Genomic DNA, 20,797 nt, shown 5'->3' with positions numbered 1-20,797 from the left:
GGAGCCGGGTCGTGGGGGGCTGTGCGCTTGCTGTGTGCGGCGGTGCGGTGCCGCTCATCGTCGGGGCATGGCATGAGCAGGTCAAGAGACGACAAAGGGCCGCTGGCCGAAATCATGCGGTATGCGACGAGCGGTCGGCCGCGCAGTTTATCCGCGCCCGCGCCGGTCGGCCGGTATCCGGGGTTTGACCGGAGTGTGAGCACATCGGGTGGAGATCCCGCACGCACCCTTGCCGGAGCGGCCGCTTTGGGTTTTCTTGACCTCCATGGCGGACACCACGGGACCCCCCACGGGAAACTCCACGCACACCGAGGCACCATCCGGCATCGACAACGCGGCCCCCCGCAGATCCAGTTGGAAGTACATCGGCCCCGGCATCGTCGTCGCCGCGACCGGCGTCGGCGCCGGCGACCTGGTGGCCACGCTCATCGCCGGCAGCAACTTCGGCTACACCCTGCTCTGGGCGGCGGTCGTCGGCTGCCTGGTCAAGATCTCCCTCGCCGAGGCGGCCGGCCGCTGGCACCTCTCCACCGGCCGCACCCTCTTCGACGGCTGGGCGAGCCTCGGCCGCTGGACGACGTGGTTCTTCGTCGTCTACGTGGTCGTCTGGGGCTTCGTCTACGGCGCGGCGGCGATGTCGTCGAGCGCGCTGCCGCTCCAGGCGCTGTTCCCGGACGTGATGGACCTCGAGTCGTGGGCCATCGCCTGCGGTCTGGTGGGCCTGGTGTTCGTCTGGTTCAACAAGTACGCCGTCTTCGAGAAGGTCATGACGGTCCTGGTGGGCGTCATGTTCGTGGTGACGGTGTATCTGGCGATCCGGGTCACCCCCAACCTCGGCGACGCCTTCGCGGGCCTCCTGCCGGTCCTGCCGGACGAGAAGGACTCCGTCCTCAACACCCTGGGCCTGATCGGCGGCGTCGGCGGCACCATCACCCTTGCCGCGTACGGCTACTGGGTGAACGCCAAGGGCTGGACGAACACCGGCTGGATGAAGGTGATGCGGCTCGACAACCGGGTCGCGTACGTGACGACGGGCGTCTTCGTCGTCGCCATGCTCTTCGTCGGCGCGGAGCTGCTGCACTCCGCGAACGTGGCGATCGCGAGCGGCGACAAGGGGCTCATCCAGCTGAGCGACATCCTGGAGGCGGAGTACGGCACGGCGACCGCCAAGTTCTTCCTGATCGGCTTCTTCGCCACCTCCTTCACCTCCCTGATCGGCGTCTGGCACGGCGTGAGCCTGATGTTCGCCGACTTCGTGGCCCGCTACCGCGGACGGGGCGACGCGAGCGGGGCGGAGGTCGCCTCCGGCGAGCGGGAACGCTCCTGGCCCTTCCGCGCGTATCTGCTGTGGCTGACCTTCCCGCCGATCGTGCTGCTCTTCCAGGGCGAGCCGTTCCGGCTGATCATCCTGTACGGCGTGCTGGGCGCGGCCTTCCTGCCGTTCCTGGCCGGGACGCTGCTGTGGCTGCTCAACTCCTCCCGCACGCCCGGCGAGTGGCGCAACGGACCGCTGAGCAACGCGATGCTGGTGCTGGCGGGCCTGCTGTTCCTGGTGCTGTGCGTCAAACAGGTCTGGGACCAGCCGTGGTCGGAGTTCTTCTGATGATCAGTACGGCTCGAGCTTGCGTAACTCAAGCTTGAGTTTCGCAAGCACCTCTCCTAGGCTGCTGACCCCCTAGGAGAGGTGCCGTCGCCGTGGCTGTGACCGTGCTGGACGACAAGACCGCGCTCGTGCTGATCGACCTCCAGGCGGGCACGCTCGCCGCCCCCACCGTGCCGTACCCGGCGGCGGACGTGGTCGCCCGGGCCGCCGAACTCGCGGACGCCTTCCGCGCCGCGGGCGCCCCCGTCGTCCTGGTCCGCATGTCCACCTCGCCCGACGGCGCCGACGCGGTGCCAGGCCGCAGCGAGGCGGCGCGGCTGGCCGGCGGCCGCTCCCGCCCGTACGACCTCGGCCCGATCGCCGAACCGCTGACCGGCCACGAGGGCGACATCCTGGTCACCAAGCGGGCCTGGGGCGCCTTCCACGCCACCGACCTCGACCTTCAGCTGCGTCGCCGGGGAGTCACCCAGATCGTCCTCGCCGGCATCGCGACCAGCCTCGGCGTCGAGTCGACCGCCCGCGCCGCCCACGAGCACGGCTACCACGTCACGTTCGCGGTCGACGCGATGACCGATATCAACGAGGACGCGCACCAGCACCGGGTGTCGTACCTGTTCCCGCTGATCGGCGAGCCGGGCACGACGCGGGAGATCCTCGACCTGCTGGCGGGCGTCCGAGCCTGAACCCGAGGGCCAGTCCATTCGCGGTCTCCGTCCGTCAGTCCTCGGTGGCCGTCCACCGGGGGCTGAGCGCGACGGCCCGCAGCTGCTCGATCGTGAGGGCGGGCTCCGCACGGGTCGCGGCCGTGTCCTGCTCGGCGGCGTTGAAGGCACTGACGACCACCCGCAGACCGTCCTTGCGCAGGGTGTCCACGGTCCACATCACGACGCCCGCACCGCCCTTCTCGCCCGGTCCCTGCTTCACCGCGACACGGGTGCCGTCGGCGAGGGTCTCGGCGCCGGAGCCGTACAACTGGCCCGCCACGTCGGACATGTTGGGCTGCACGTTGACCTGGACCAGGCTCGCGCCCTTGCCGTCGTCGACGACGAAGTAGCCGTAACCGGTCTCCTGGCTGCCGTTCCTCACGCGTTCCAGGCCCTTGGGCAGCAGGAGGGTGAGCTTGCGCAGGATGAGCCAGCCGGCCATCTCCGCGGGGCGGGCGGGCGAGCCCGACGGGGAGGCGGGCCTCTTCTCCTCCCCGGGGAGGGCGTCGGCGATCCGGCGCCACTCCGAGGCCGCGGCCAGCGTCTTCAACCGGCCTGCCGTCAGCGGCGGTTCGGGGCGGGTGACGGGCTTGCCCTTCTCCGCGGCGGCGTTCCACTCGCTGACGCTCACATGGTGCCCGGCCGGGGTGACCAGGTCCGCGCCCCACGACTTGAGGTTCTCGCGGTGGTCGGGATACTCGTAGCCCTGGTAGACGGTGATCGCGGACCCGTCGGACAGGAGCTCCGTCGTGCAGCTGTCGAGGCTCGTCTGCTCTCCGTCCGGGCAGGGCATCACGGCGGTGGACGGAGTGATCTCACCTCCGTTCGCCGGGATGCGGCCCAGGCCCACGGAGACGGATCCCTCGCCCTTGCCGTCGTCGAACACGCCCGCCACCAGCGGCGGCAGCTTCTCGCCCGTGCCACGCGCCTTCGTGCTCCTGAACTCGCCCTCGGGGAGCAGCTGCCGGAGGGTGCGGACCATGTCGTCGGCGGAGAAGGCCGCCTGCTTCGCGCCGCCGGACGCGGCGACGGAGGAGGGCCCGGCCGCCGGCCTGCCGCCCCAGGGCGCGAGCAGCGCCCCGCCCACCCCCACCAGAGCGAGGCTCGCCGCTCCCCCCGCGATCGCGGTCCTGCGCCGCAGCCGCATCCGGTCACCCCGGGCCCGCCCGGCGGCGGCGAGCGCGGCGGGGCTGTCGAAGGCGCCGCCGGCCTCCCGCAGGGCGACGGCGAGCTGCTCCTCGAAGGGGTCGCTGTACTGGTCGACGGGCATGGTGAACCACCGCTTTCGGCGAGACGGGTCGAAGAGAGTTCGAGTACGGGGGGAGGGACGCGCAACGTGCGCGGTGCGCCGTGCGCGTCTCCGGGGGAGGGCCGGGTGCCGGACGGTTCAGGGGCGGGCGTACTCGCCGATGTCCTCGCCCAGCAGCTCCCGCAGCCGCCCCAGCGCCCGCGAGCAGCGCGTCCGCACGGCCGCCGAGCTCGCGTTCATCGCACGTGCGGTCTCCTCGATCGAGCGGTCCTCCCAGTACCGCAGGACCACGACCGCCCGGTCCTTGGCGGGCAGCCGCCCGAGGGCCTGCATCAGGGTCAGCCGCAACGGTGTGTCGGTACCGCTGCCGTCGGCCACGTCCGGGAACGCCTCCACGGCCCGCTCGCGGCTGCTGCGCCGCCGCTGGTGGGCGAGGAAGGTGCGGGTGAGGACGGTCTGCGCGTAACCGGCCGGGTTGTCGACCCGGGAGACCCGCCCCCAGCGGACGTACAGCCTGCCGAGGGTCTCCTGAACCAGATCCTCGGCGAGGTGGGTGTCCCCGGCGGTGAGCAGGCATGCCGACCGGTACAGATGCCCGGTACGCGCCGCCGCGAACTCGGCGTACTCGTCCGCGCGGGCGGCCTGCCTCATGAGTGTTCCCCCTGTGTCGGTTGCCCTGCTGTCCTCAACTCCCTAATGCGGTGGGGCGCGGGAAATGTTTCAAGGGAGACCGAAAGTGGCCGCACAGGATCGCGAGGGTACTTTTTCGTTGTGACAGACCAGCCGCCGTCCCCTCCGCCGCCGCCGGGCTTCGGCCCGCCCCCGCCGCCGTATGCCCCGCCGCCGTATGCCCCGCAGCCGCAGCCGCAGCCGCAGCCGCAGCCGCAGCCGCAGCCGCAGCACTATGCCCCGCAGTACGCCCCGCAGGCGGAGCCACCGCCCGGTCCGGAGTTCCTCGCGGTCGACAAGCACAACTCGGTCGTCGTGGACGCGGCGGGCGTCGCCTTCGAGATGTACGACATCACGGTCGAGTTCCCCTGGCCCGAGGTCCGCAGCGTCCACTACAGGGCGAGCCCCAACGGCAAGGCCCTCATGGTCGCCGTGGTGCACGTGGACGGCAGGGTCTACGAGTGCGTGGTGACGGCGAAGCCGAGGGAACGGTTGCAGGGCTGGTTCGCCCAACTGGCCTGGGTGCTGGGCCACTACCGGCCGACGGGGTACTGACGGGGTACCAGGCGGCGGCCGCGCCGGACGTGGGGGAGGGTGCCGCCCACGGTCGTCCCGTGGAGCGACACCCTCCGTCACCGGCTACCGGCTACCGGCTCCGGCTACCGCTCGGCTGCGATCCGCCCGGCCGCGGCCCGTGACTCCGCACGGCCCCGCCGCTACGGCAGCCCGTGCACATGCGGGCCCACGGCCGCCGACCACGCGTTGCCCGCCGACGCGTCCCAGTTCGTCGACCACGTCATCGCGCCCCGCAGCGCGGGATAGGTCTTCGACGGCTTGAAGGAGCCGCAGCCCGTGCCCTTGGTGAGGCAGTCCAGGGCGTTGTTGACCACCGTCGGCGACACGTATCCGCTGCCCGCGCCGCTCGTCGAGGCCGGCAGTCCCAGGCCCACCTGGGACGGGTCCAGGCCGCCCTCCAGCTGGATGCAGGCCAGCGCCGTCAGGAAGTCCACCGAGCCCTGGCTGTAGACCTTGCCGTCGCAGCCCAGCATCGAACCGCTGTTGTAGTACTGCATGTTGACGACCGTGAGGATGTCCTTGACGTTCAGCGCCGTCTGGAAGTAGCCGTTCGACGTCGACTGCATGTCGATCGTCTGCGGGGCCATCGTCAGGACCAGCCCGGAGCCGGCCTTCGACGACAGCGACCGCAGCGCCTGCGACATGTACGTCGCGTTCAGGCCGTTCTCCAGGTCGATGTCGACACCGTCGAAGCCGTACGTCTGCATCAGCGAGTACACCGAGTTCGCGAAGTTCGTCGCGGACGTCGGGTCGCTCACCGACACGGTGCCGTTCTGGCCGCCCACCGAGACGATGACCTTCTTGCCGGCCGCCTGCTTCGCCTTGATGTCCGCCTTGAACTGGTCCACCGTGTAGCCGCCCAGGCCCGCGGAGTCCAGGTTGAAGGTCACGGCGCCCGGCGTCGTCGTCGCGTCCGCGAAGGCCACGGCGATGATGTCGTACTGGGAGGAGACGGCCGAGATCCTCTGGACGGTCGCGCCGTTGTTGAAGTTCTGCCAGTAGCCGGTCACCGCGTGCTTGGGCACGGTCCCGCCCCCGGTGCCGACCGCGGTCGTCGTGCCCGTGACCGCCGTCGACTTCACCGACTCGCCGGCCGCGTTGGTCGCCGTGACCTGGAAGCCGTACGACGTCGAGGCCGAGAGGCCGGTCACGGTCGCCGAAGTCCCGGTCACCGCCGTCACCTTCGTACCGCTGCGGTAGACGGAGTAGCCGGTCGCGCCGGAGACCGCGTTCCACGAGAGGGACACGGACGACGAGGTCGTGCCCGACACGGCCAGCCCGGCCGGTGCGCCGGGCACCGTCGGGGCCGGGTCACCGCCCCCGCCGCCGTCGGGGCCGTACACCGACACGTCGTCCGCGTAGTACGCCGCCTGGCCGTACCAGCCGTGCGTGTACACGGACACGGACGTGGTCGACGCGCCGGTGGTGAAGGTCGTCGACAGCTGCTTCCACGACGCCGAGTCGGGCGTCCAGGTCGACACGTCCGTCGTGCCGGTGCCGGTCACGCCCAGGTAGGTGTAGCCGCCCTGGACCCACGCGCCGAGTGTGTACGTCGAGTTGGGCTTCACGGCCACCGTCTGGGCGCACCGGGCGTTGTCCTGCCCCGCCGGTGTCGCCTTCAGTGCGGCCGCTCCCGCGTGCGCCGGCGAGGAGACGGTCGTACCGCTGCCCGCCGAACAGGTCCAGTTGGTCAGGCCGGACTCGAAGCCGGCGTTCCTCGCGTTGTTCAGGTCCGCGGCGGACGCCTGAGCCGCGCCCGTCATGGACAGGGCGAGGGCGGCGGCGAGGACGCCCGCGGCTCCCGACCCGAGTCGTGTCGTTCGTTTCAGTGGGGACATGACAGTAAGTTGGTCCAGACCAATTCCGTTGTCAAGAGGTCCGGTCGTGGAGGGCCGGTGGAGGACGCGCGTGCGTAACCTGCCCCGATTTGACGGGACTTGCGCGAAGAAGAGTTGCTTGGCAGCCAGGGAAAGCTGTTCTCCGGCCACAGAGGCGTGGATACAGTGCTGAGGTAGTCACGCAATGAAGTCACCCCGGTGCACCGGAGTAACGCCGGTGGGCCGGACCGCGGGAATCGGGGAGCTGCGCGTGCCAACAGCCATTGCCGTGACCGGAGCCGACCTGGCGCTGCCGCCGCAGGACGAGCGCACCCTGCCCGCCACCGTTCTCGCCGACCTCGACCGACAGCCGCTGGACCGTGCCCTCGCCGCCGTCCAGGCCCTCGTCGATCAGTACGGACACGTGATCGTCGTGTACTCGCGGTCCGTCTCCGCCGCCGTCGAACAGCGGCTGCACACCATCCGCTCCCTCCTGGAGAGCGACCGCATCGCGCTCTTCCGCCCCGACCTTCCGCCGCTCGCGACGGCCGTCCTCGCCCGCCAGCTGCGTCAGCTGGCCTCCTGCGACCTCGGCCCCGGCGTCCTCGCCTCCGCGGGCCGGCTGCTCACCCACTACCTCCACGCGGGCGCGTTGCTCGGCTCGGTCGCCCGCCTCGACCGGGTGCCCGTGGTCGGCCTGACGTCGCATGCCAGGTCATGGGTTCCGGGTAGTCAGTTCGGTGTGCTCGCCCACCCGCAGCCGGAACTGGTCAAGGCCACCCCCGAAACAGTGCTGCCCGGACCGGAGTTCGGTACCTGGCTGCTCGTCGCCCGCGGACAGCTGCAGTCCGACTGGGTCACCGACGTCCTCGCCCCCGCCTGGAAGGTCCAGGGGCTGCGCGAGACGCACCTGCCCGCCGAGTCCGCCGACTGGTGGGGCACCGGCAAGGCGATCGAGTTCTGCGCCTACCTGCCCGACCTGTCGGTCCTCTACCAGCTGGTCACGTCCGTGCGGCAGAGCGTCTGCCACTGGTGCGGCATCGACGTCATCGGCGACCGCTGCGTCTTCTGCTCCGCGACCCCGCCGCCCGCCTCCGACCTCACCGCCCGTCCCGCCGCCCGCGCGCTCACCGCAGGCGACTGAACCGCCTTGAGCACCCCGTCCCAGGCCCCTGTTCCGTCCGCTCGACCGACCCCCACAAAGCAAAGCGAGGTTGCACGGCTCTTGACTTCCTCCCCCTCCTGACAGAGGGGAATTCCTACGGCTCGCGCCGTGGGGTTTTCTGCTTCGTCGCCGACCGCCCCGTCCGGGAGGACTCCCGTTGAGGTCTTACACCGGCTCCACAGACAGATGCCGTCAGCCCGACGGCCAGAAGGTTCTTCGCCGCATTCACGTCCCGGTCATGGGTCGTGCCGCAGCCGTCGCACGTCCAGGTACGGACGTTGAGCGGCATCCTCTCGGCGAGGGCGCCGCAGTGCGAGCACAGCTTGGAGGAGGGGAAGAAGCGGTCGACCGCGATCACTTCCCGTCCGTACCAGGCGGCCTTGTACTCCAACATGCTCCGGAAGTCGGCCCATGCCGCGTCGCTGATGGCGCGGGCGAGGCTCCGGTTTCTGACCATTCCGCGGACGGTCAGGTCCTCGATCACGAGCGTTTGGTTCTCACGCACGAGCCGAGTGGTCAGTTTGTGCAGCATGTCGCGGCGGCGGTCGGCGATCCGCGCGTGGACGCGGGCGGCCTTGACACGGGCCTTGGCCCGGTTCGCGGAACCCGTGGCCTTGCGGGACACCTGCCGCTGGGCCCTCGCCAGGCGGGCCCGGTCGCGGCGCTCATGCCGTGGGTTGGCGACCTTCTCCCCGGTGGACAGGGTCACCAGGTGACTGAGGCCGACGTCGATGCCGATGGCCGTGCCGTTGGCGGGGAGCGGCTGGACGGCGGGGTCCTCTACGAGGAGGGACACGAACCAACGTCCGGCGGCATCGTGGGACACGGTCACCGTCGAGGGCTTCGCGCCCTCGGGCATGGGGCGCGACCAGCGGATGTCCAGTGGCTCGCTCATCTTCGCGAGAGTCAGCCGCCCGTCGCGGAAGCGGAACGCGCTGGTGGTGTACTCCGCGCTCCTGCGGGACTTCTTCCGGGACTTGAACCGCGGGTACTTCGCCCGCTTCGCGAAGAAGTTCGAGAAGGCGATCTGCAGATGCCGCAGGGCCTGCTGGAGCGGGACCGACGACACCTCGCCCAGGTAGGCCAGCTCCTCGGTCTTCTTCCATGCGGTCAGCAACGCCGACGTCTGGTTGTAGTTGACCCGCTCCTGTCGAGCCCAGGCCTCCGTGCGCGCCGCGAGCGCCATGTTGTAGACCTTCCGCACGCACCCGAACGTGCGCGACAGCTCAGCCGCCTGCGCATCGCTCGGGTAGAAGCGGTATTTGAACGCCCGCTTCACGTGAATGGCCATGCATCACAAATTACCACGCTAGTTTGTGAGGCACGGCTCGGATGGGTGAGCGCGCTTCCGCTCTGGCGGCCAACCGGCTCTCCCCGCCCCGCTCCGCAGGAGTCCATTTCCTCCCCGGCCTGAAAGCCGGGGTATCCACGGAGGAACCCGATGAACTCCCGTCAGCGCCGCGGCGTGATTCTCCTGCTCCTGTCGATCCTGTGCGCCCTCGGCGCGTTCGCCGGCGTCCTCTCCGTCATCGACGACGTGAAGTCCAAGGTCGGCCCCGAGGTCACGGCGTACGAGCTGCGCTCCGACGTGGCGCCCTACACCACCCTGAACGCGGGCCAGTTCAAGAAGATCGAGATGCCGGAGCGCTGGCTGTCGGAGAACGCGGTCACCGACCTCGCCGCCATCCGCGGCAAGATCGCCGTGACGACGCTGAAGAAGGGCTCCCTGCTCCAGAGCGACATGATCGTCGACCAGCCCGCCCTCCAGCCGGGCCAGCAGGAGGTCGCCATCATGATCGACGCGGCCACCGGCGTCGCCGGCAAGATCACCCCGGGGTCGTCCGTCAACGTGTACGCCACCTTCGAGGGTGCCCGGGAGAGCGATCCCGACCAGTCGAAGATCATCGTCACCAACGCCCGGGTCCTCGACGTGGGCGAGCTGACCGCCCTCGAGCCGGACGAGAACAACCGCAGCCAGTCACCCACCGACGCGGTCCCCATCACCTTCGCGCTGTCCACGCTCGACGCCCAGCGCATCACGTACGCCGAGTCCTTCGCCAAGCGCGTCCGGCTCGCCCTCGTCGCGCCCGGCGGCGACACCACGGTCCCCGACCAGGACCGTACCTACGAACTCGTCACGGACAAGTGAGAGGCCGCCGCCCATGCCCACGAGGATCCTCCCGGCCGTCGGCGACGCGGACGCGGTCCGTTCCCTCACCACCCTGCTCAGCCAGCTCCCGGACGCCGAACCGGTCGCCCCGGTCTCCGACTCCACCCAGCTCGTGGACACCCTGGCCCGGCTCGCCGCCGAGTCGGTCGACGAACTGCCCGAGGTCGTCGTCGTCCACGAACGCATCGGCCCCGTACCGGCGCTGGAGCTGGTCCGGGAGGTCGCCCTGCGGTTTCCCGCGGTCGGCGTCATCCTCGTCACCACCGACGTGGGGCCCGGCCTGTTCGCCGCCGCCATGGACTCCGGCGCCCGCGGCCTGGTCACCCTCCCGCTGAGCTACGAGGACCTCGCCAACCGCGTCCAGGCCGTCGCCCAGTGGTCGGTCGGCGTACGGCGCCATCTCGGCCACGGGGCCGACGTGTTCACCGGCGTCGGCGGCACCGTCGTCACCGTCAGCGGCGCCAAGGGCGGCGTGGGCACCACCCTCACGGCCGTACAGCTCGCCCTCGCCGCGCAGGCGTCCGGCCGCCCCACCGCCCTCGTCGACCTCGACCTCCAGTCCGGTGACGTCGCCTCCTACCTGGACGTCCAGTTCCGCCGCTCGGTCGTCGACCTGGCCGCCATCACCGACATCTCGCCCCGCATCCTCGCCGAGGCCGTCTTCCGGCACGACACCGGAGTGGCCCTCCTCCTCGCCCCCGCCGAGGGCGAACGCGGCGAGGAGGTCACCGACCGCGCCGCCCGCCAGATCATCGGCGCCCTGCGCTCCCGCTACGAGGTCGTCGTCGTCGACTGCGGCGCCCAGCTGAGCGGCGCGGGCGCGGCCGCCGTCGAACTGGCCGAGCGGGCCCTGCTCGTCACCACCCCCGACGTGGTCGCCGTCCGCGGCGCCAAACGCACCGTCCGCATGTGGGACCGGCTCCAGATCCGCAAGGCCGAGGAGACGACCGTCGTCGTCAACCGCCACACCCGGAGCACGGAGATCCAGCCCCCGCTCATCCAGAAGATCACCGGCACGGCGATCGCCGCGACCACGGTCCCCGCCAACTTCCGGGAACTCCAGGCCGCGGTCGACGCCGGCCGGGTGCACGCCCTCGACGGCAAGGGCACCGTCCGGCAGGCCCTGTGGGCGCTCGCGGCGGAACTGGGGCTGGTCAAGGCGCCGGAGACCGCCCTCGTGCGCAGGGCGGGCGGCCGGGCGCGCGGCGGGGACCGGGGCGCGGCCGGGTTCCGGCGGCGGAGGGAGTGAACGGCATGTGGGGACACAGGGCACGCGACCGGGGCCAGGTCACCATCGAGTTCCTCGGCATGACACCGCTGATCATCGTGACCTTGGTGGTGGTGTGGCAGTTCGTCCTCGTGGGGTACACGTTCACGCTCGCGGGGAATGCTGCCGACGAGGCGGTGCGGGCGGGGACGGCGGCCCCTCCGGGGGAGCGGCTCGCGGCATGCCAACAGGCGGGCCTGGACAAGCTCGGGGACGCGTGGAAGGGGAACGCCGTGGTCGATTGCGGCGGCAGCGGCTATGTCACGGCGGACGTCTCCCTCAAGGTCCCGGTCCTGTTCCCCGGCACCATCGACTTCCCGTTCACGGTGCACGGGCACGCGGGCGCCGTCGAGGAAGAGGACGGCGACTGAGATGGCCCACGGACGCCGATCACGCGAAGGAGCACGCGCACGCGAAGGAGCACGCCCCCGCGAAGGAGCACGCTCCCGCGACCGGGGCCAAGTGGCCCTGGAGTACCTGGGGTTCCTGCCTCTCCTGCTGCTGGTCGCGCTCGGTGCCGTACAGCTCGGCCTGATCGCGTACGCGGCACAGCAGGCGGGTACCGCGGCCCGGACCGGGGCCCGCAGCGCGTCCCTCGACGAGGACTACGGCGCCGACTGCGCGCAGGCGGTGAGCAGTTGGCTGGACGTGAGCTGCAGCGCGGCCGGCCTGGGCGACGAGGTCCGGGTCACCTCCACCGTCACCATCCCGTCCGTCATTCCCGGCATCGGGGACTTCGGCCAGGCCCACAAGACGGCCACGATGCCGGTCGACCACTGAGGGAAGGGCATCCGACATGAGCCTGCGGGCACGCATCACCTCCCCCGAGGAGAACGGCGGCCGGGGCGAGGACGGCCATCTGGTGACCTCCTACCGCGCCAAGCTGCTGGAGGAGATCGACCTCGCCGAGATGAGCTCGCTGGCCGCCGCCGAGCGCCGGGCGCGGCTGGAGCGGGTCCTGGGACACATCATCAGCCGCGAGGGCCCCGTCCTGTCCACGGTGGAACGCTCACAGCTGATCCGCCGGGTGGTCGACGAGGCACTGGGCCTGGGCATCCTGGAGCCGCTCCTCGAGGACGCGTCGATCACCGAGATCATGGTGAACGGCCCCGACGCGATCTTCGTCGAACGGGGCGGCAGGGTGGAACAACTCCCCATCCGCTTCGCGTCGAACGACCAGCTGATGCAGACGATCGAACGCATCGTCTCCACCGTCAACCGCCGCGTCGACGAGACGAACCCGATGGTCGACGCGCGGCTGCCGTCGGGCGAGCGGGTCAACGTCATCATCCCCCCGCTGTCGCTGACCGGCCCCACCCTCACCATCCGCCGCTTCCCGCGGTCCTTCACCCTCCACGAACTGATCGGCTTCGGCTCGCTGGACGAGCAGATGCTGTACCTGCTGGCGGGCCTCGTGCAGGCCAAGTTCAACGTGATCGTCTCGGGCGCGACGGGCACCGGCAAGACGACGTTGCTGAACGCGCTCTCCGGCCTGATCCCGGACGGCGAACGCATCATCACCATCGAGGACTCGGCGGAACTCCAGCTCCAGCAGTCGCATGTGATCCGCCTGGAGTCCCGGCCCCCGAACGTCGAGGGCAACGGCCGCATCACCATCCGCGACCTGGTCCGCAACTCCCTGCGGATGCGCCCGGACCGGATCGTGGTCGGCGAGGTCCGGGGCGGCGAGTCGCTCGACATGCTCCAGGCGATGTCGACCGGCCACGACGGCTCCCTGGCCACGGTCCACGCCAACAGCGCGGAGGACGCCCTGATGCGCCTCCAGACCCTCGCGTCGATGTCGGACGTCGAGATCCCCTTCATCGCGCTGCACGACCAGATCAACAGCGCGGTGGACGTCGTCGTCCAGCTCACCCGCTTCGCCGACGGCGCCCGCCGCATCACCGAGATAGCCGTGCTCGACAGCCACGGCGGAGAGCCGTACCGGCTGGCGACGATCGCCCGCTTCAACGCCCAGCCGATGGCCGCCGACGGCCGCGTCTACGGCGCCTTCGAGTACTTCCCCCTCCCACGCCGCACCGCGGACCGCCTGTACATGGCGAGCCAGCCGATCCCGCAGGCGTTCGGGGTGGCGCGCGCGGCACACGAACTGACGACAAGGGAAGCCCGGTAACGCTGATGGACCTCGAGACCCTGATCACCCTCACCACCGGCGGAACCGTTCTGACCTGCGCCCTGGCCGTCGCGGGCCTGCACGCGTACGCACGCGGCCGAGCTCAGCGGGCGGAGCTGGTGGAGCGCCTCTCCTATACCGGCCAGCTTCCCGGCACCGGCCGCCGACGCCGCTTCCGCACCCTGGACCGACGACTGCGCCGTACGAACACGGGCCGCAGGCTGGAGCTGAAACTGGCGGCGACCGGCCTGGACGTGACCCCCGGCGAGTTCTTCGTCTACATGCTGGCGACGGTGGCCGGCCTGTGGCTGATCGGCCAGGCCACCCTGGCCCCCTTCTTCGGCCCGATCGCCGGCCTCCTCGGCGTCTGGGCGGCCTGGCAGTTCCTCAACTGGCAACGCCAGAAACGCATCGAGAAGTTCATCAACCAACTTCCCGAACTGGCCCGCATCCTGGCCAACGCCACCCACGCGGGCCTGGCGCTGCGCACCGCGATCGGCATGGCGGCCGAGGAACTGGAGGCCCCGGCGGGCGAGGAACTCGCCAAGGTGGCCAACCAGTTGGCGGTGGGACACTCCATGGACGACGCCCTGGGTGAACTCGCCGACCGGCTCCCCTCCCGCGAACTGGTCGTCCTCGTCACCACCCTGGTCCTCTCCAACCGGGCCGGCGGCCAGGTCGTCGGCGCCTTGCGCAACCTCACGGAGACGCTGGAGGAACGCAAGGAGACCCGGCGCGAGGTCCGCACCCAGCTGTCGCAGGTGAACATGACGTCCTACGCGGTGCCCGCCCTGGGGGTCGGGGCGTTGTTCCTCATGAACAGCGTCGAGGACGGAACGCTGGACCGGATGACGGGCTCGGCCGTCGGCCAGGCCTGCGTGATCATCGCGTTCGGCCTCTACGCGGTCGGCTTCGTCCTCATCCGCCGCATGTCCCGTATCGACGTCTGAGCAGGAGGTGGCGTAGGAGATGGAACTTCTGCTCGCACTCGCCGTGGGCCTCAGCGTCTGGGGCATGTTCGCCGGTATCCGCATGTACCGGGCCGACGTGAAGCTGCCCAGCGACCTCGCGCTGGCCCTGGAGATCGGCTCGACGCGCACCGGTGCCGTCGGCTCGCTCGTCGACCGCATGGGCATGCGGTACGCCCCCGCCGTCCTGCGGCTGATGGGCCCCAAGCAGGTCACCAGGTACCGGCGCAGGATAGACCTCGCAGGAAACCCGGGCGGCCTGACCATCGACCGCTACGCCGCCCGGCGCGCCGTCTACGGAGCGATCGGCGCCCTCGGCGCGTTCGCCGCGCTGCTCCAGGGCAGCTTCTTCGTCGGGCTGCTCATGCTCGCCTTCGGCGCGTTCTGGTCCGAGGTCGGCATCTGGTCCGCGATCCGGGTCCGCAAGGACGCCATCGAGCGGACCCTGCCGGACTTCCTCGACGTCCTCGCCGTGGTGGTGAGCGCGGGCCTCGGCTTCCGGCAGGCCCTCGACCGGGTGGCGTCCCGCTACGCGGGCCCCTGGGCGGACGAGATCCGCATCACGCTGCGTCAGATGGATCTCGGCGTGAGCCGCCGCGAGGCCTTCCAGGAACTGCGCCGCCGCAACGACTCCGAGCAGGTCGCCATGTTCGTCACGGCGCTCCAGCAGGGCGAGGAACTCGGCGCGCCGATCGTCGACACGCTCGTCTCGATCGCCAAGGACATGCGCCGCACGGACGCGCAGAACGCCCGCCGCAAGGCGGCCCGCGCGGTCCCCAAGGCCACTTTGATGATCACCACGTTCATGGTCCCGGCGACGATGCTCCTCCTCGGCGCGGGGATGCTGCTCGGCTCCGGTACGGACTTCACCTCGATCACGGGCGAGTAGGCGGACGGGATGACGGCCATGACGACGGCGACGACGAGCGTGACGGTGAGGGCGCGGGCGAGGGCGCGGGCGCGCGGCGGAGTGCTGGGGCGCCGCCGCCCGGAGCGGGAGGCCGGCCCGGCACCGGCGGACACCATGCCGACCGGCACCGGCACCGGCACCGGCACCGGGGTGCCGAATGCCCAGGTACCGACGGCCGAGGTACCGAAAACCGAGGTACCGACGGCCGAGGTGCCGAGAGCCGAGGTGCCGATACTGGAGGGCGTTCCTCTTCAGGTCAACGCGCTCCAGGCGATGTGCCGGCAGGTGTTCGGGTTCCGGCTGGCCATGATCGCGGTCGCCGCGCCCGCGGCCCTCCTCAACGCCGCCCCGGGCCTGGGCACCCGCCTGGTGGGCGCGGCCGTGGTCGTCACCTTCATGGGGTCCTACGTCCTGTTCCGCGACTGGGAGCGCTTCGGCCCCCTCCTCCTGCGCCACCCCTCGCTGCTGGCCGTGGACACCCTGTTCGGCACCCTGCTGCTGATCTCGGCGGGGCCGGACACCACGCTCGCCTACGTCAGCGTCTGTACCCCGCTGCTGGCCGGCATCGTCTACGGCTGGCGGGGCGCCGCCTGTTTCGCGTCCCTCCAGTCGCTGATCCTGCTGCTGGTCCACGCGACCCTCGTGCAAGAGCCCGGCGTCGGACTCGCCGAGAGACTGCTGCTGCCGGGCCTCTGCGTCATCACCGGTGCGATGGGCTCGTCGCTGCGCCACCTGATGCTCCGCTTCGGCGCGGCCACCCAGGCCCTGACCGCGGTCAAGGCGCGCCTGGCCGGCACCGAGGCGGTCGCCGCCGAACGCGCCCGACTGGCCCGGGAGATGCACGACTCCGTGGCCAAGACGCTGCACGGGGTGGCCCTCGCCGCGGACGCCCTGGCCCATTCGGCGGGCTCGCCGGGCATGGACCCGGTCATCGTGCGGCAGCACGCCGAGCTGGTCGCCCGCGCCGCGCGCCGCGCCGCCGCCGAGTCCCGGGAGCTCCTCACCGACCTCCGCCGGGAGTCGGACCCGGCGCAGGACGTCGACCTCCTGCCCGAACTGGCGGCCCACGCGGACGTGTTCGGGGACCGGACGGGCCTGCCGGTCAGCTACCACGCCTCCGGCGACCGCGCGACGCTCCCCGTCCCGCCCGCGGTGGCCCGACAGCTCCTCACGATCACCTCGGAGGCCATGGAGAACGCCCACCGCCACGCGGCCCCGACCCACGTGGAGGTGCGAGCGGCCGTGAACGGCGAGCTTCTCACCCTGAGCGTCCGCGACGACGGCCGTGGCCTCCCGCCCGGCGCCACCCTCGAACAGCTGCGCCGCACCGGCCACTTCGGCCTGGTCGGCATGACCGAGCGGGCCGCTTCCGTCGGCGCCCGCATCCGCATCGGCCACGGCCACGACTCCCGGGGCACCGAGGTGCGCCTGGAACTCCCGCTGGCCGCGCTCACAGAGGAGGTCGTCTGATGCCGGACCGACCGCCCCACCGCCCCGGCGCCGAGCACCCGCTCTTCCCGCCACCGCCCAGGCCCTGCCCCGTGCGCGTGGTCGTGGCCGACGACAACCCGGTGGTCCGCGCGGGCCTGACCGCTCTGCTCTCCGGCCGGGAGGACATCACGGTCGTCGCGCAGGCGGCGGACGGCCGCGAGGCCTACGAGGCGGCCCGCCTGCACCGCCCCGACGTGGTCCTCCTGGACGTCCGCATGCCCGGGGTGGACGGACTCTCGGCCCTTCCGCACCTGGTGCGGATCGCCCGGGTCGTGATGCTGACGTACAGCCACGAGGCCGAGATCGTCCAGGAAGCCCTGCGCGGGGGAGCCGGGGGCTACCTCGTCCACGGGGAGTTCACCGTGGAGGAGTTGCTGTCGGCGGTGCGGGACGTCACCCGGGGCCGCGCCCACTTCACCCCGACGGCGGCGACAGCGGTACTGGCACACCTGCGAGACGATGCGACTGCACACGCCAAAGCGGACCTATCTCCCCTATTTTCCGCGACTTCCACGGAAGCGCTTTCGCAGTTGCAACCAATCGTGAGACAGTCGTCCTCGGTATTCAGGGCGGGGTTCCAACTCAGCGCGAGGGAGGCGGAGATCATGGACCTCATCGCGTCGGGCATGAACAACCAGCAGATCGCCGCCACCTGCTTCATCAGCGAGAAGACGGTCAAGAACCACATCAACCGCATCTTCGCCAAGCTGCACAGCAGCAGCCGCTCCGAGGCCGCGGCCAAGTGGCTGGGCACGGCGGTGACCTCATGAGACTCCGCCGGACCTTACTTCTGCCCTCCGACTGGGCCCGGGATTGGGCCCAGAGACCCTTCTCCCAGGTGGACACACGGTCGTACGTTGCCGGTCACGCCACCGATGGAGAGGAACGCCATGAGCGACCTGCTGCTGAAGACCGCCGTCGCGGCCAGGGTCCGGGTGAGCGGCTGGACGAACACGACGGTGCGGGCCGTACGGCGCCGCGCCGACAACGACAAGGGACAGACCGCCGTCGAGTACCTGGGCATCATCGCGGTGGTGGTGGCGATCGTGGTCCTGATCGCCAACACCAACCTGGGCCAGACGATCGTCGACAAGCTGAGGGCCCAGATCACCAAGGTGGCCCCCTGACACGACTCTCGAGGCGCACGTACGGCGACGCAGGGCAGGTCTTCCCCATCTACATCGTGGTGGTGGCGGGCCTGCTCTTTCTCGCGTTCGCCTACTTCGCGGTCGGCCAGGCGGCGGTGAACCGCAACGGAGCGCAGACGGCCGCCGACGCGGCGGCGCTGGCGGCGGCGCAGGAGGCCAGGGACGAGCTCGCCGATCTGTGGAAGCTGGCCGTCCTCGACCCCACGCAGTGGCAGAGGATCTTCGACGGCGATGTGGGACTGAAGCCCTCGTGCTGGCGCGCCTATGAGCTCGCGGCGCAGAACGACGCCAGTGTGGACGACTGCGAAGACGGCTTCCGGACCACGGTCAGGGTGCAGGCGAACAAGCCGGCAGGGGACTCCGTAATCCCCATCACGAGTACCACGAGGGCACACGCCTCGGCCACGGCAGTGATCGAGTCGCTGTGCACGTTCGAACTGCCCTCCGCGCCACCGTCCGAGCCGCCGGTCGAGCCGTCTGGCGAACCGTCGGGTGAACCGCCGGGCGAGGATGCCGAGGACGACGTGCTGCCGACGCTCACCTGCAAGGGTGGGAACTGGGAGCTGGACCCGGACGATCCCACCGATCTGCCCGGTCCCGAGGACCTCTTCGAAGTCCACCTGGCCACCGACTGACGTGCGATCGACGAGTGCAGAAAGAAGCGGAGTGATGAGCATGCGGTTCACTGCGAAGGCCCGCAGGGGGATGGTCGCGCTCGCGGTCGTGACCGGGCTGGCAGTCGGCTCGGCCGCCTGCGGCAGCGGCGGCGACGACGACAAGAAGCCGCAGAGCTCGTCCTCCGCCTCACCGACCGGGGGATCGCAGCCGAATCCGCAGGAGGGGCAGTCGGAGGACCCGATCGCCGAGCTGAAGGGTCCGAGCGGGCTTCTGCTCCAGATCACGTCCGCCGTGCGTGATTCGGGCGGCTTCGTCACCGTGAACGGCGCCCTGAAGAACGACAGCGGTGCCGAAGCGGTGATCCCGTCCGCTCTGAGCGGCAACGAGACCGAGATCATGAACAACGGACTGTCACTGGGCGGCGCGACCCTCGTCGACTCCAAGAGCAAGAAGCGTTACTACGTCCTCCGTGACACCGAGGGCCGTCCCCTCACCACCACAGGCTTCTCGACGATCAAGGCCGGGGAGTCCATCGACGTCTTCCTCCAGTTCCCCGCGCCCCCCGCGAGCTCGACGGACGTCTCCTTCCAACTCCCGCTGTTCCCCAGCGGGGTCATCAAGATCTCCGGGTGAGGCCGATCATGACCCCACGTCTCACTCTGGCGGTGGCCGCGGCCACCCTCGTGATGGTCGGGATGGCGCCCGCCGCCGAAGCCGACACCACCCCCAGCGTTCCCCCCGGTACCGAGCCCACCGCCACCGCGCCCGTGGAGGTCGACCCCAACGACCCCGACCTCAAGCTCCCCGAGGGCGGCACCCTCGCCGAGCCCAAGGTGCTCGACATCAAGCAGGTCGTCGAGGACGAGTCGGGTGACGAGCGCCGGGAGGACACCAACGCGGACGTGACGTTCGCGCTCCAGGCCGAGGTCCTCTTCGGCAAGGACAGCGCCAAACTCGGCACGGAGGCGAAGTCCCGTATCGCCACGATCGCCGCGGAGATCAAGAAGCAGAACAACACCACCGTGGTCCGGGTCTTCGGTTTCACGGACAACCTGGGCTCCTCCGCTCACGGCGACGTCCTGTCGAAGCAGCGGGCGGACGCCGTCCAGGCGGAACTCGCGGGAGACCTCAACGACCCGGGCATCACCTTCGAGGTGCGCGGCTACGGCGAGCAGTACCCCATCTCCGACAACTCCACCGAGGCCGGCCGCAAGAAGAACCGCCGGGTGGAGGTCACGTTCCCGCGTACGGCGAGCTGACCCTCACCTCCACCCGCACCCCCACCCGCAGCCCCCACCCCTCCATCGCCCCGGCCGCCGCCTCCAGCACATGCCGGGACCGCAGCCGGGGCAGGCCCAGCCGCCCCGGCCGCATGGTGCGTACGGCGATGACGCGGAGCCGCCGGTCCAGGTACGCGACGTCGATCGGCATGCGCATACGAAAGGTGTGCACGCTGCCGGCGGGCGACAGCAGCATCGCCCCGTCCACCGAGTCCCGCCCGAGCAACCCCCGGGTACGGGCCCGGTAGGAGGCGGCGATCTCCAGGGGCACCCGAAGCCCGCCCCCGTCCCCGCCGCCCCCGCCGTCGCCTCCGTCCACGTGGCTCCCCACCACGAGTTCCCCCCACCCGTCCCGCCAGCGCGCCATCCCCGTCTCCCCTCGGCCGTGTCGCTACCCTCTGGACCCTCTGGATCCTTCGCACCGTAGCGAGCCGGAACACGAAGAGGGGACCGTCGTATGGGGAAGATCGTCCTGATCATGGGGATGTCCCTCGACGGGTACATCGAGGGCCCGGACCGCGACATCTCCTGGCACCAGGTCGACGACGAACTGCACCAGCACTTCAACGACATGATCGGAGAGCTGGGCGCCCTGCTCAGCGGCCGGACCACGTACGAGCTCATGGCCGACTACTGGCCGACCGCGGACGCCGACCCGGACACCCCCGCCACGATGGCCGAGTTCGCCGCGACCTGGCGCGAGAAACCGAAGATCGTGTACTCGCGGACGCTGGCACACGCCGACTGGAACACCACGATCGTCCGGGACGTCGTCCCCGAGGAGGTCCATCTGCTCAAGGAGCAGATGGACGGCGACCTGGGGCTCAGCGGCGCCGACCTGGTCGCCGAGTTCCTGCGCCACGACCTCGTCGACGAGCTTCGCGTCTACGTCCACCCGGTCCTCGTCGGCCGGGGCAAACCCCTGTTCCCGCACCTCGACGCGAGCATCCCGACCGTGCTCCGCCTCGCCGAGCCCCACGCCTTCGGCAACGGGGTCGTGCTGCTGCGCTACGCGTGACGGGCCGTCG

The 20,797-nt window shown here is 70.8% G+C and carries 23 protein-coding genes; 18 read left to right on the top strand and 5 right to left on the bottom strand.

Annotated elements, in window-relative coordinates; genetic code table 11:
- The first annotated feature begins 265 nt into the window (after positions 1-265).
- Both OG933_RS16800 and OG933_RS16795 read left to right on the top strand, forming a co-directional pair.
- Positions 266-1,603 carry an Nramp family divalent metal transporter gene (locus tag OG933_RS16800; RefSeq protein ID WP_362517211.1) on the top strand — a complete coding sequence of 446 codons (1,338 nt, stop codon included), beginning with the start codon at positions 266-268 and terminating at the stop codon, positions 1,601-1,603.
- Between the two features lie 92 nt (positions 1,604-1,695).
- A complete protein-coding gene (locus OG933_RS16795; protein WP_362268512.1) occupies positions 1,696-2,286 on the top strand; it encodes an isochorismatase family protein in 591 nt (196 codons plus the stop codon).
- A gap of 34 nt (positions 2,287-2,320) precedes the next feature.
- On the opposite strand, the gene OG933_RS16790 is transcribed toward OG933_RS16795, so the two are convergent.
- Together OG933_RS16790 and OG933_RS16785 are read right to left on the bottom strand one after the other, a co-directional pair.
- Positions 2,321-3,577 (bottom strand): hypothetical protein, encoded by a 1,257-nt coding sequence (locus OG933_RS16790; protein ID WP_405627666.1) that lies wholly within the window; start codon positions 3,575-3,577, stop codon positions 2,321-2,323.
- A gap of 117 nt (positions 3,578-3,694) precedes the next feature.
- A complete protein-coding gene (locus OG933_RS16785; RefSeq protein WP_362517203.1) occupies positions 3,695-4,207 on the bottom strand; it encodes a SigE family RNA polymerase sigma factor in 513 nt (170 codons plus the stop codon).
- A 120-nt stretch (positions 4,208-4,327) separates the two neighbouring features.
- Here OG933_RS16785 and OG933_RS16780 point away from each other — a divergent pair, with 120 nt between their 5' ends.
- A complete protein-coding gene (locus OG933_RS16780; protein ID WP_405627665.1) occupies positions 4,328-4,780 on the top strand; it encodes a hypothetical protein in 453 nt (150 codons plus the stop codon).
- Positions 4,781-4,941: 161 nt separating this feature from the next.
- Here the strand turns inward: OG933_RS16780 and OG933_RS16775 are convergent, their stop codons facing one another.
- A complete protein-coding gene (locus OG933_RS16775; RefSeq protein ID WP_405627664.1) occupies positions 4,942-6,639 on the bottom strand; it encodes a chitinase in 1,698 nt (565 codons plus the stop codon).
- 250 nt (positions 6,640-6,889) lie between these two features.
- Between OG933_RS16775 and OG933_RS16770 the strand changes: the two genes are divergently transcribed.
- On the top strand, positions 6,890-7,762 hold the full coding sequence (locus OG933_RS16770; RefSeq protein ID WP_405627663.1) for a hypothetical protein: 873 nt from the start codon (positions 6,890-6,892) through the stop codon (positions 7,760-7,762).
- A gap of 115 nt (positions 7,763-7,877) precedes the next feature.
- On the opposite strand, the gene OG933_RS16765 is transcribed toward OG933_RS16770, so the two are convergent.
- Positions 7,878-9,074, bottom strand: coding sequence for an RNA-guided endonuclease InsQ/TnpB family protein (locus OG933_RS16765; RefSeq protein ID WP_405627662.1), 1,197 nt, complete (start codon positions 9,072-9,074; stop codon positions 7,878-7,880).
- A gap of 150 nt (positions 9,075-9,224) precedes the next feature.
- Here OG933_RS16765 and cpaB point away from each other — a divergent pair, with 150 nt between their 5' ends.
- From cpaB to OG933_RS16700, 13 genes are all read left to right on the top strand, one after another.
- Entirely contained in the window at positions 9,225-9,932 is a 708-nt protein-coding gene (gene cpaB / locus OG933_RS16760; RefSeq protein ID WP_142265967.1) for a Flp pilus assembly protein CpaB, read from the top strand.
- 13 nt (positions 9,933-9,945) lie between these two features.
- Complete coding sequence (locus tag OG933_RS16755) at positions 9,946-11,202, top strand: AAA family ATPase (RefSeq protein ID WP_020128048.1); 1,257 nt, start codon at positions 9,946-9,948, stop codon at positions 11,200-11,202.
- A 5-nt stretch (positions 11,203-11,207) separates the two neighbouring features.
- Entirely contained in the window at positions 11,208-11,591 is a 384-nt protein-coding gene (locus tag OG933_RS16750) for a TadE family protein (RefSeq protein WP_351758461.1), read from the top strand.
- Positions 11,592-11,682: 91 nt separating this feature from the next.
- Complete coding sequence (locus tag OG933_RS16745) at positions 11,683-12,000, top strand: TadE/TadG family type IV pilus assembly protein (protein WP_020128046.1); 318 nt, start codon at positions 11,683-11,685, stop codon at positions 11,998-12,000.
- 16 nt (positions 12,001-12,016) lie between these two features.
- Positions 12,017-13,354 carry a CpaF family protein gene (locus OG933_RS16740; RefSeq protein ID WP_267018628.1) on the top strand — a complete coding sequence of 446 codons (1,338 nt, stop codon included), beginning with the start codon at positions 12,017-12,019 and terminating at the stop codon, positions 13,352-13,354.
- 5 nt (positions 13,355-13,359) lie between these two features.
- Entirely contained in the window at positions 13,360-14,304 is a 945-nt protein-coding gene (locus tag OG933_RS16735) for a type II secretion system F family protein (RefSeq protein WP_405627660.1), read from the top strand.
- A 19-nt stretch (positions 14,305-14,323) separates the two neighbouring features.
- Positions 14,324-15,211 (top strand): DUF5936 domain-containing protein, encoded by an 888-nt coding sequence (locus tag OG933_RS16730; RefSeq protein ID WP_405627659.1) that lies wholly within the window; start codon positions 14,324-14,326, stop codon positions 15,209-15,211.
- Between the two features lie 9 nt (positions 15,212-15,220).
- Positions 15,221-16,702 (top strand): sensor histidine kinase, encoded by a 1,482-nt coding sequence (locus OG933_RS16725; protein WP_405627658.1) that lies wholly within the window; start codon positions 15,221-15,223, stop codon positions 16,700-16,702.
- The gene (locus tag OG933_RS16720) at positions 16,702-17,493 is read left to right on the top strand and encodes a response regulator (RefSeq protein ID WP_405627656.1); all 792 of its coding nucleotides are present in this window, start codon (positions 16,702-16,704) and stop codon (positions 17,491-17,493) included. The genes OG933_RS16725 and OG933_RS16720 overlap by 1 nt, the downstream gene beginning before the upstream one ends.
- A 120-nt stretch (positions 17,494-17,613) precedes the next feature.
- Positions 17,614-17,850 carry a Flp family type IVb pilin gene (locus tag OG933_RS16715; protein ID WP_020128040.1) on the top strand — a complete coding sequence of 79 codons (237 nt, stop codon included), beginning with the start codon at positions 17,614-17,616 and terminating at the stop codon, positions 17,848-17,850.
- The gene (locus OG933_RS16710) at positions 17,847-18,506 is read left to right on the top strand and encodes a pilus assembly protein TadG-related protein (protein WP_405633413.1); all 660 of its coding nucleotides are present in this window, start codon (positions 17,847-17,849) and stop codon (positions 18,504-18,506) included. Before OG933_RS16715 ends, OG933_RS16710 begins: the two co-directional genes overlap by 4 nt.
- Positions 18,507-18,540: 34 nt before the next feature.
- Positions 18,541-19,122 (top strand): hypothetical protein, encoded by a 582-nt coding sequence (locus tag OG933_RS16705; RefSeq protein WP_405627655.1) that lies wholly within the window; start codon positions 18,541-18,543, stop codon positions 19,120-19,122.
- Positions 19,123-19,130: 8 nt separating this feature from the next.
- Complete coding sequence (locus OG933_RS16700; RefSeq protein ID WP_020128037.1) at positions 19,131-19,748, top strand: OmpA family protein; 618 nt, start codon at positions 19,131-19,133, stop codon at positions 19,746-19,748.
- Here the strand turns inward: OG933_RS16700 and OG933_RS16695 are convergent.
- Positions 19,723-20,136 (bottom strand): DUF192 domain-containing protein, encoded by a 414-nt coding sequence (locus OG933_RS16695; RefSeq protein ID WP_405627653.1) that lies wholly within the window; start codon positions 20,134-20,136, stop codon positions 19,723-19,725. The genes OG933_RS16700 and OG933_RS16695 overlap by 26 nt on opposite strands.
- A 90-nt stretch (positions 20,137-20,226) precedes the next feature.
- On the opposite strand from OG933_RS16695, the gene OG933_RS16690 reads away from it, so the two are divergent.
- A complete protein-coding gene (locus OG933_RS16690) occupies positions 20,227-20,787 on the top strand; it encodes a dihydrofolate reductase family protein (RefSeq protein WP_405627652.1) in 561 nt (186 codons plus the stop codon).
- The last annotated feature ends 10 nt before the right edge of the window (positions 20,788-20,797 follow it).

The sequence above is a fragment of the Streptomyces sp. NBC_00016 genome (assembly GCF_045040885.1).
GTDB lineage: Bacteria > Actinomycetota > Actinomycetes > Streptomycetales > Streptomycetaceae > Streptomyces > Streptomyces coriariae.
Note: the sequence above shows the minus strand (reverse complement) of the source record. Positions and strands in the feature narration are given on the sequence as shown.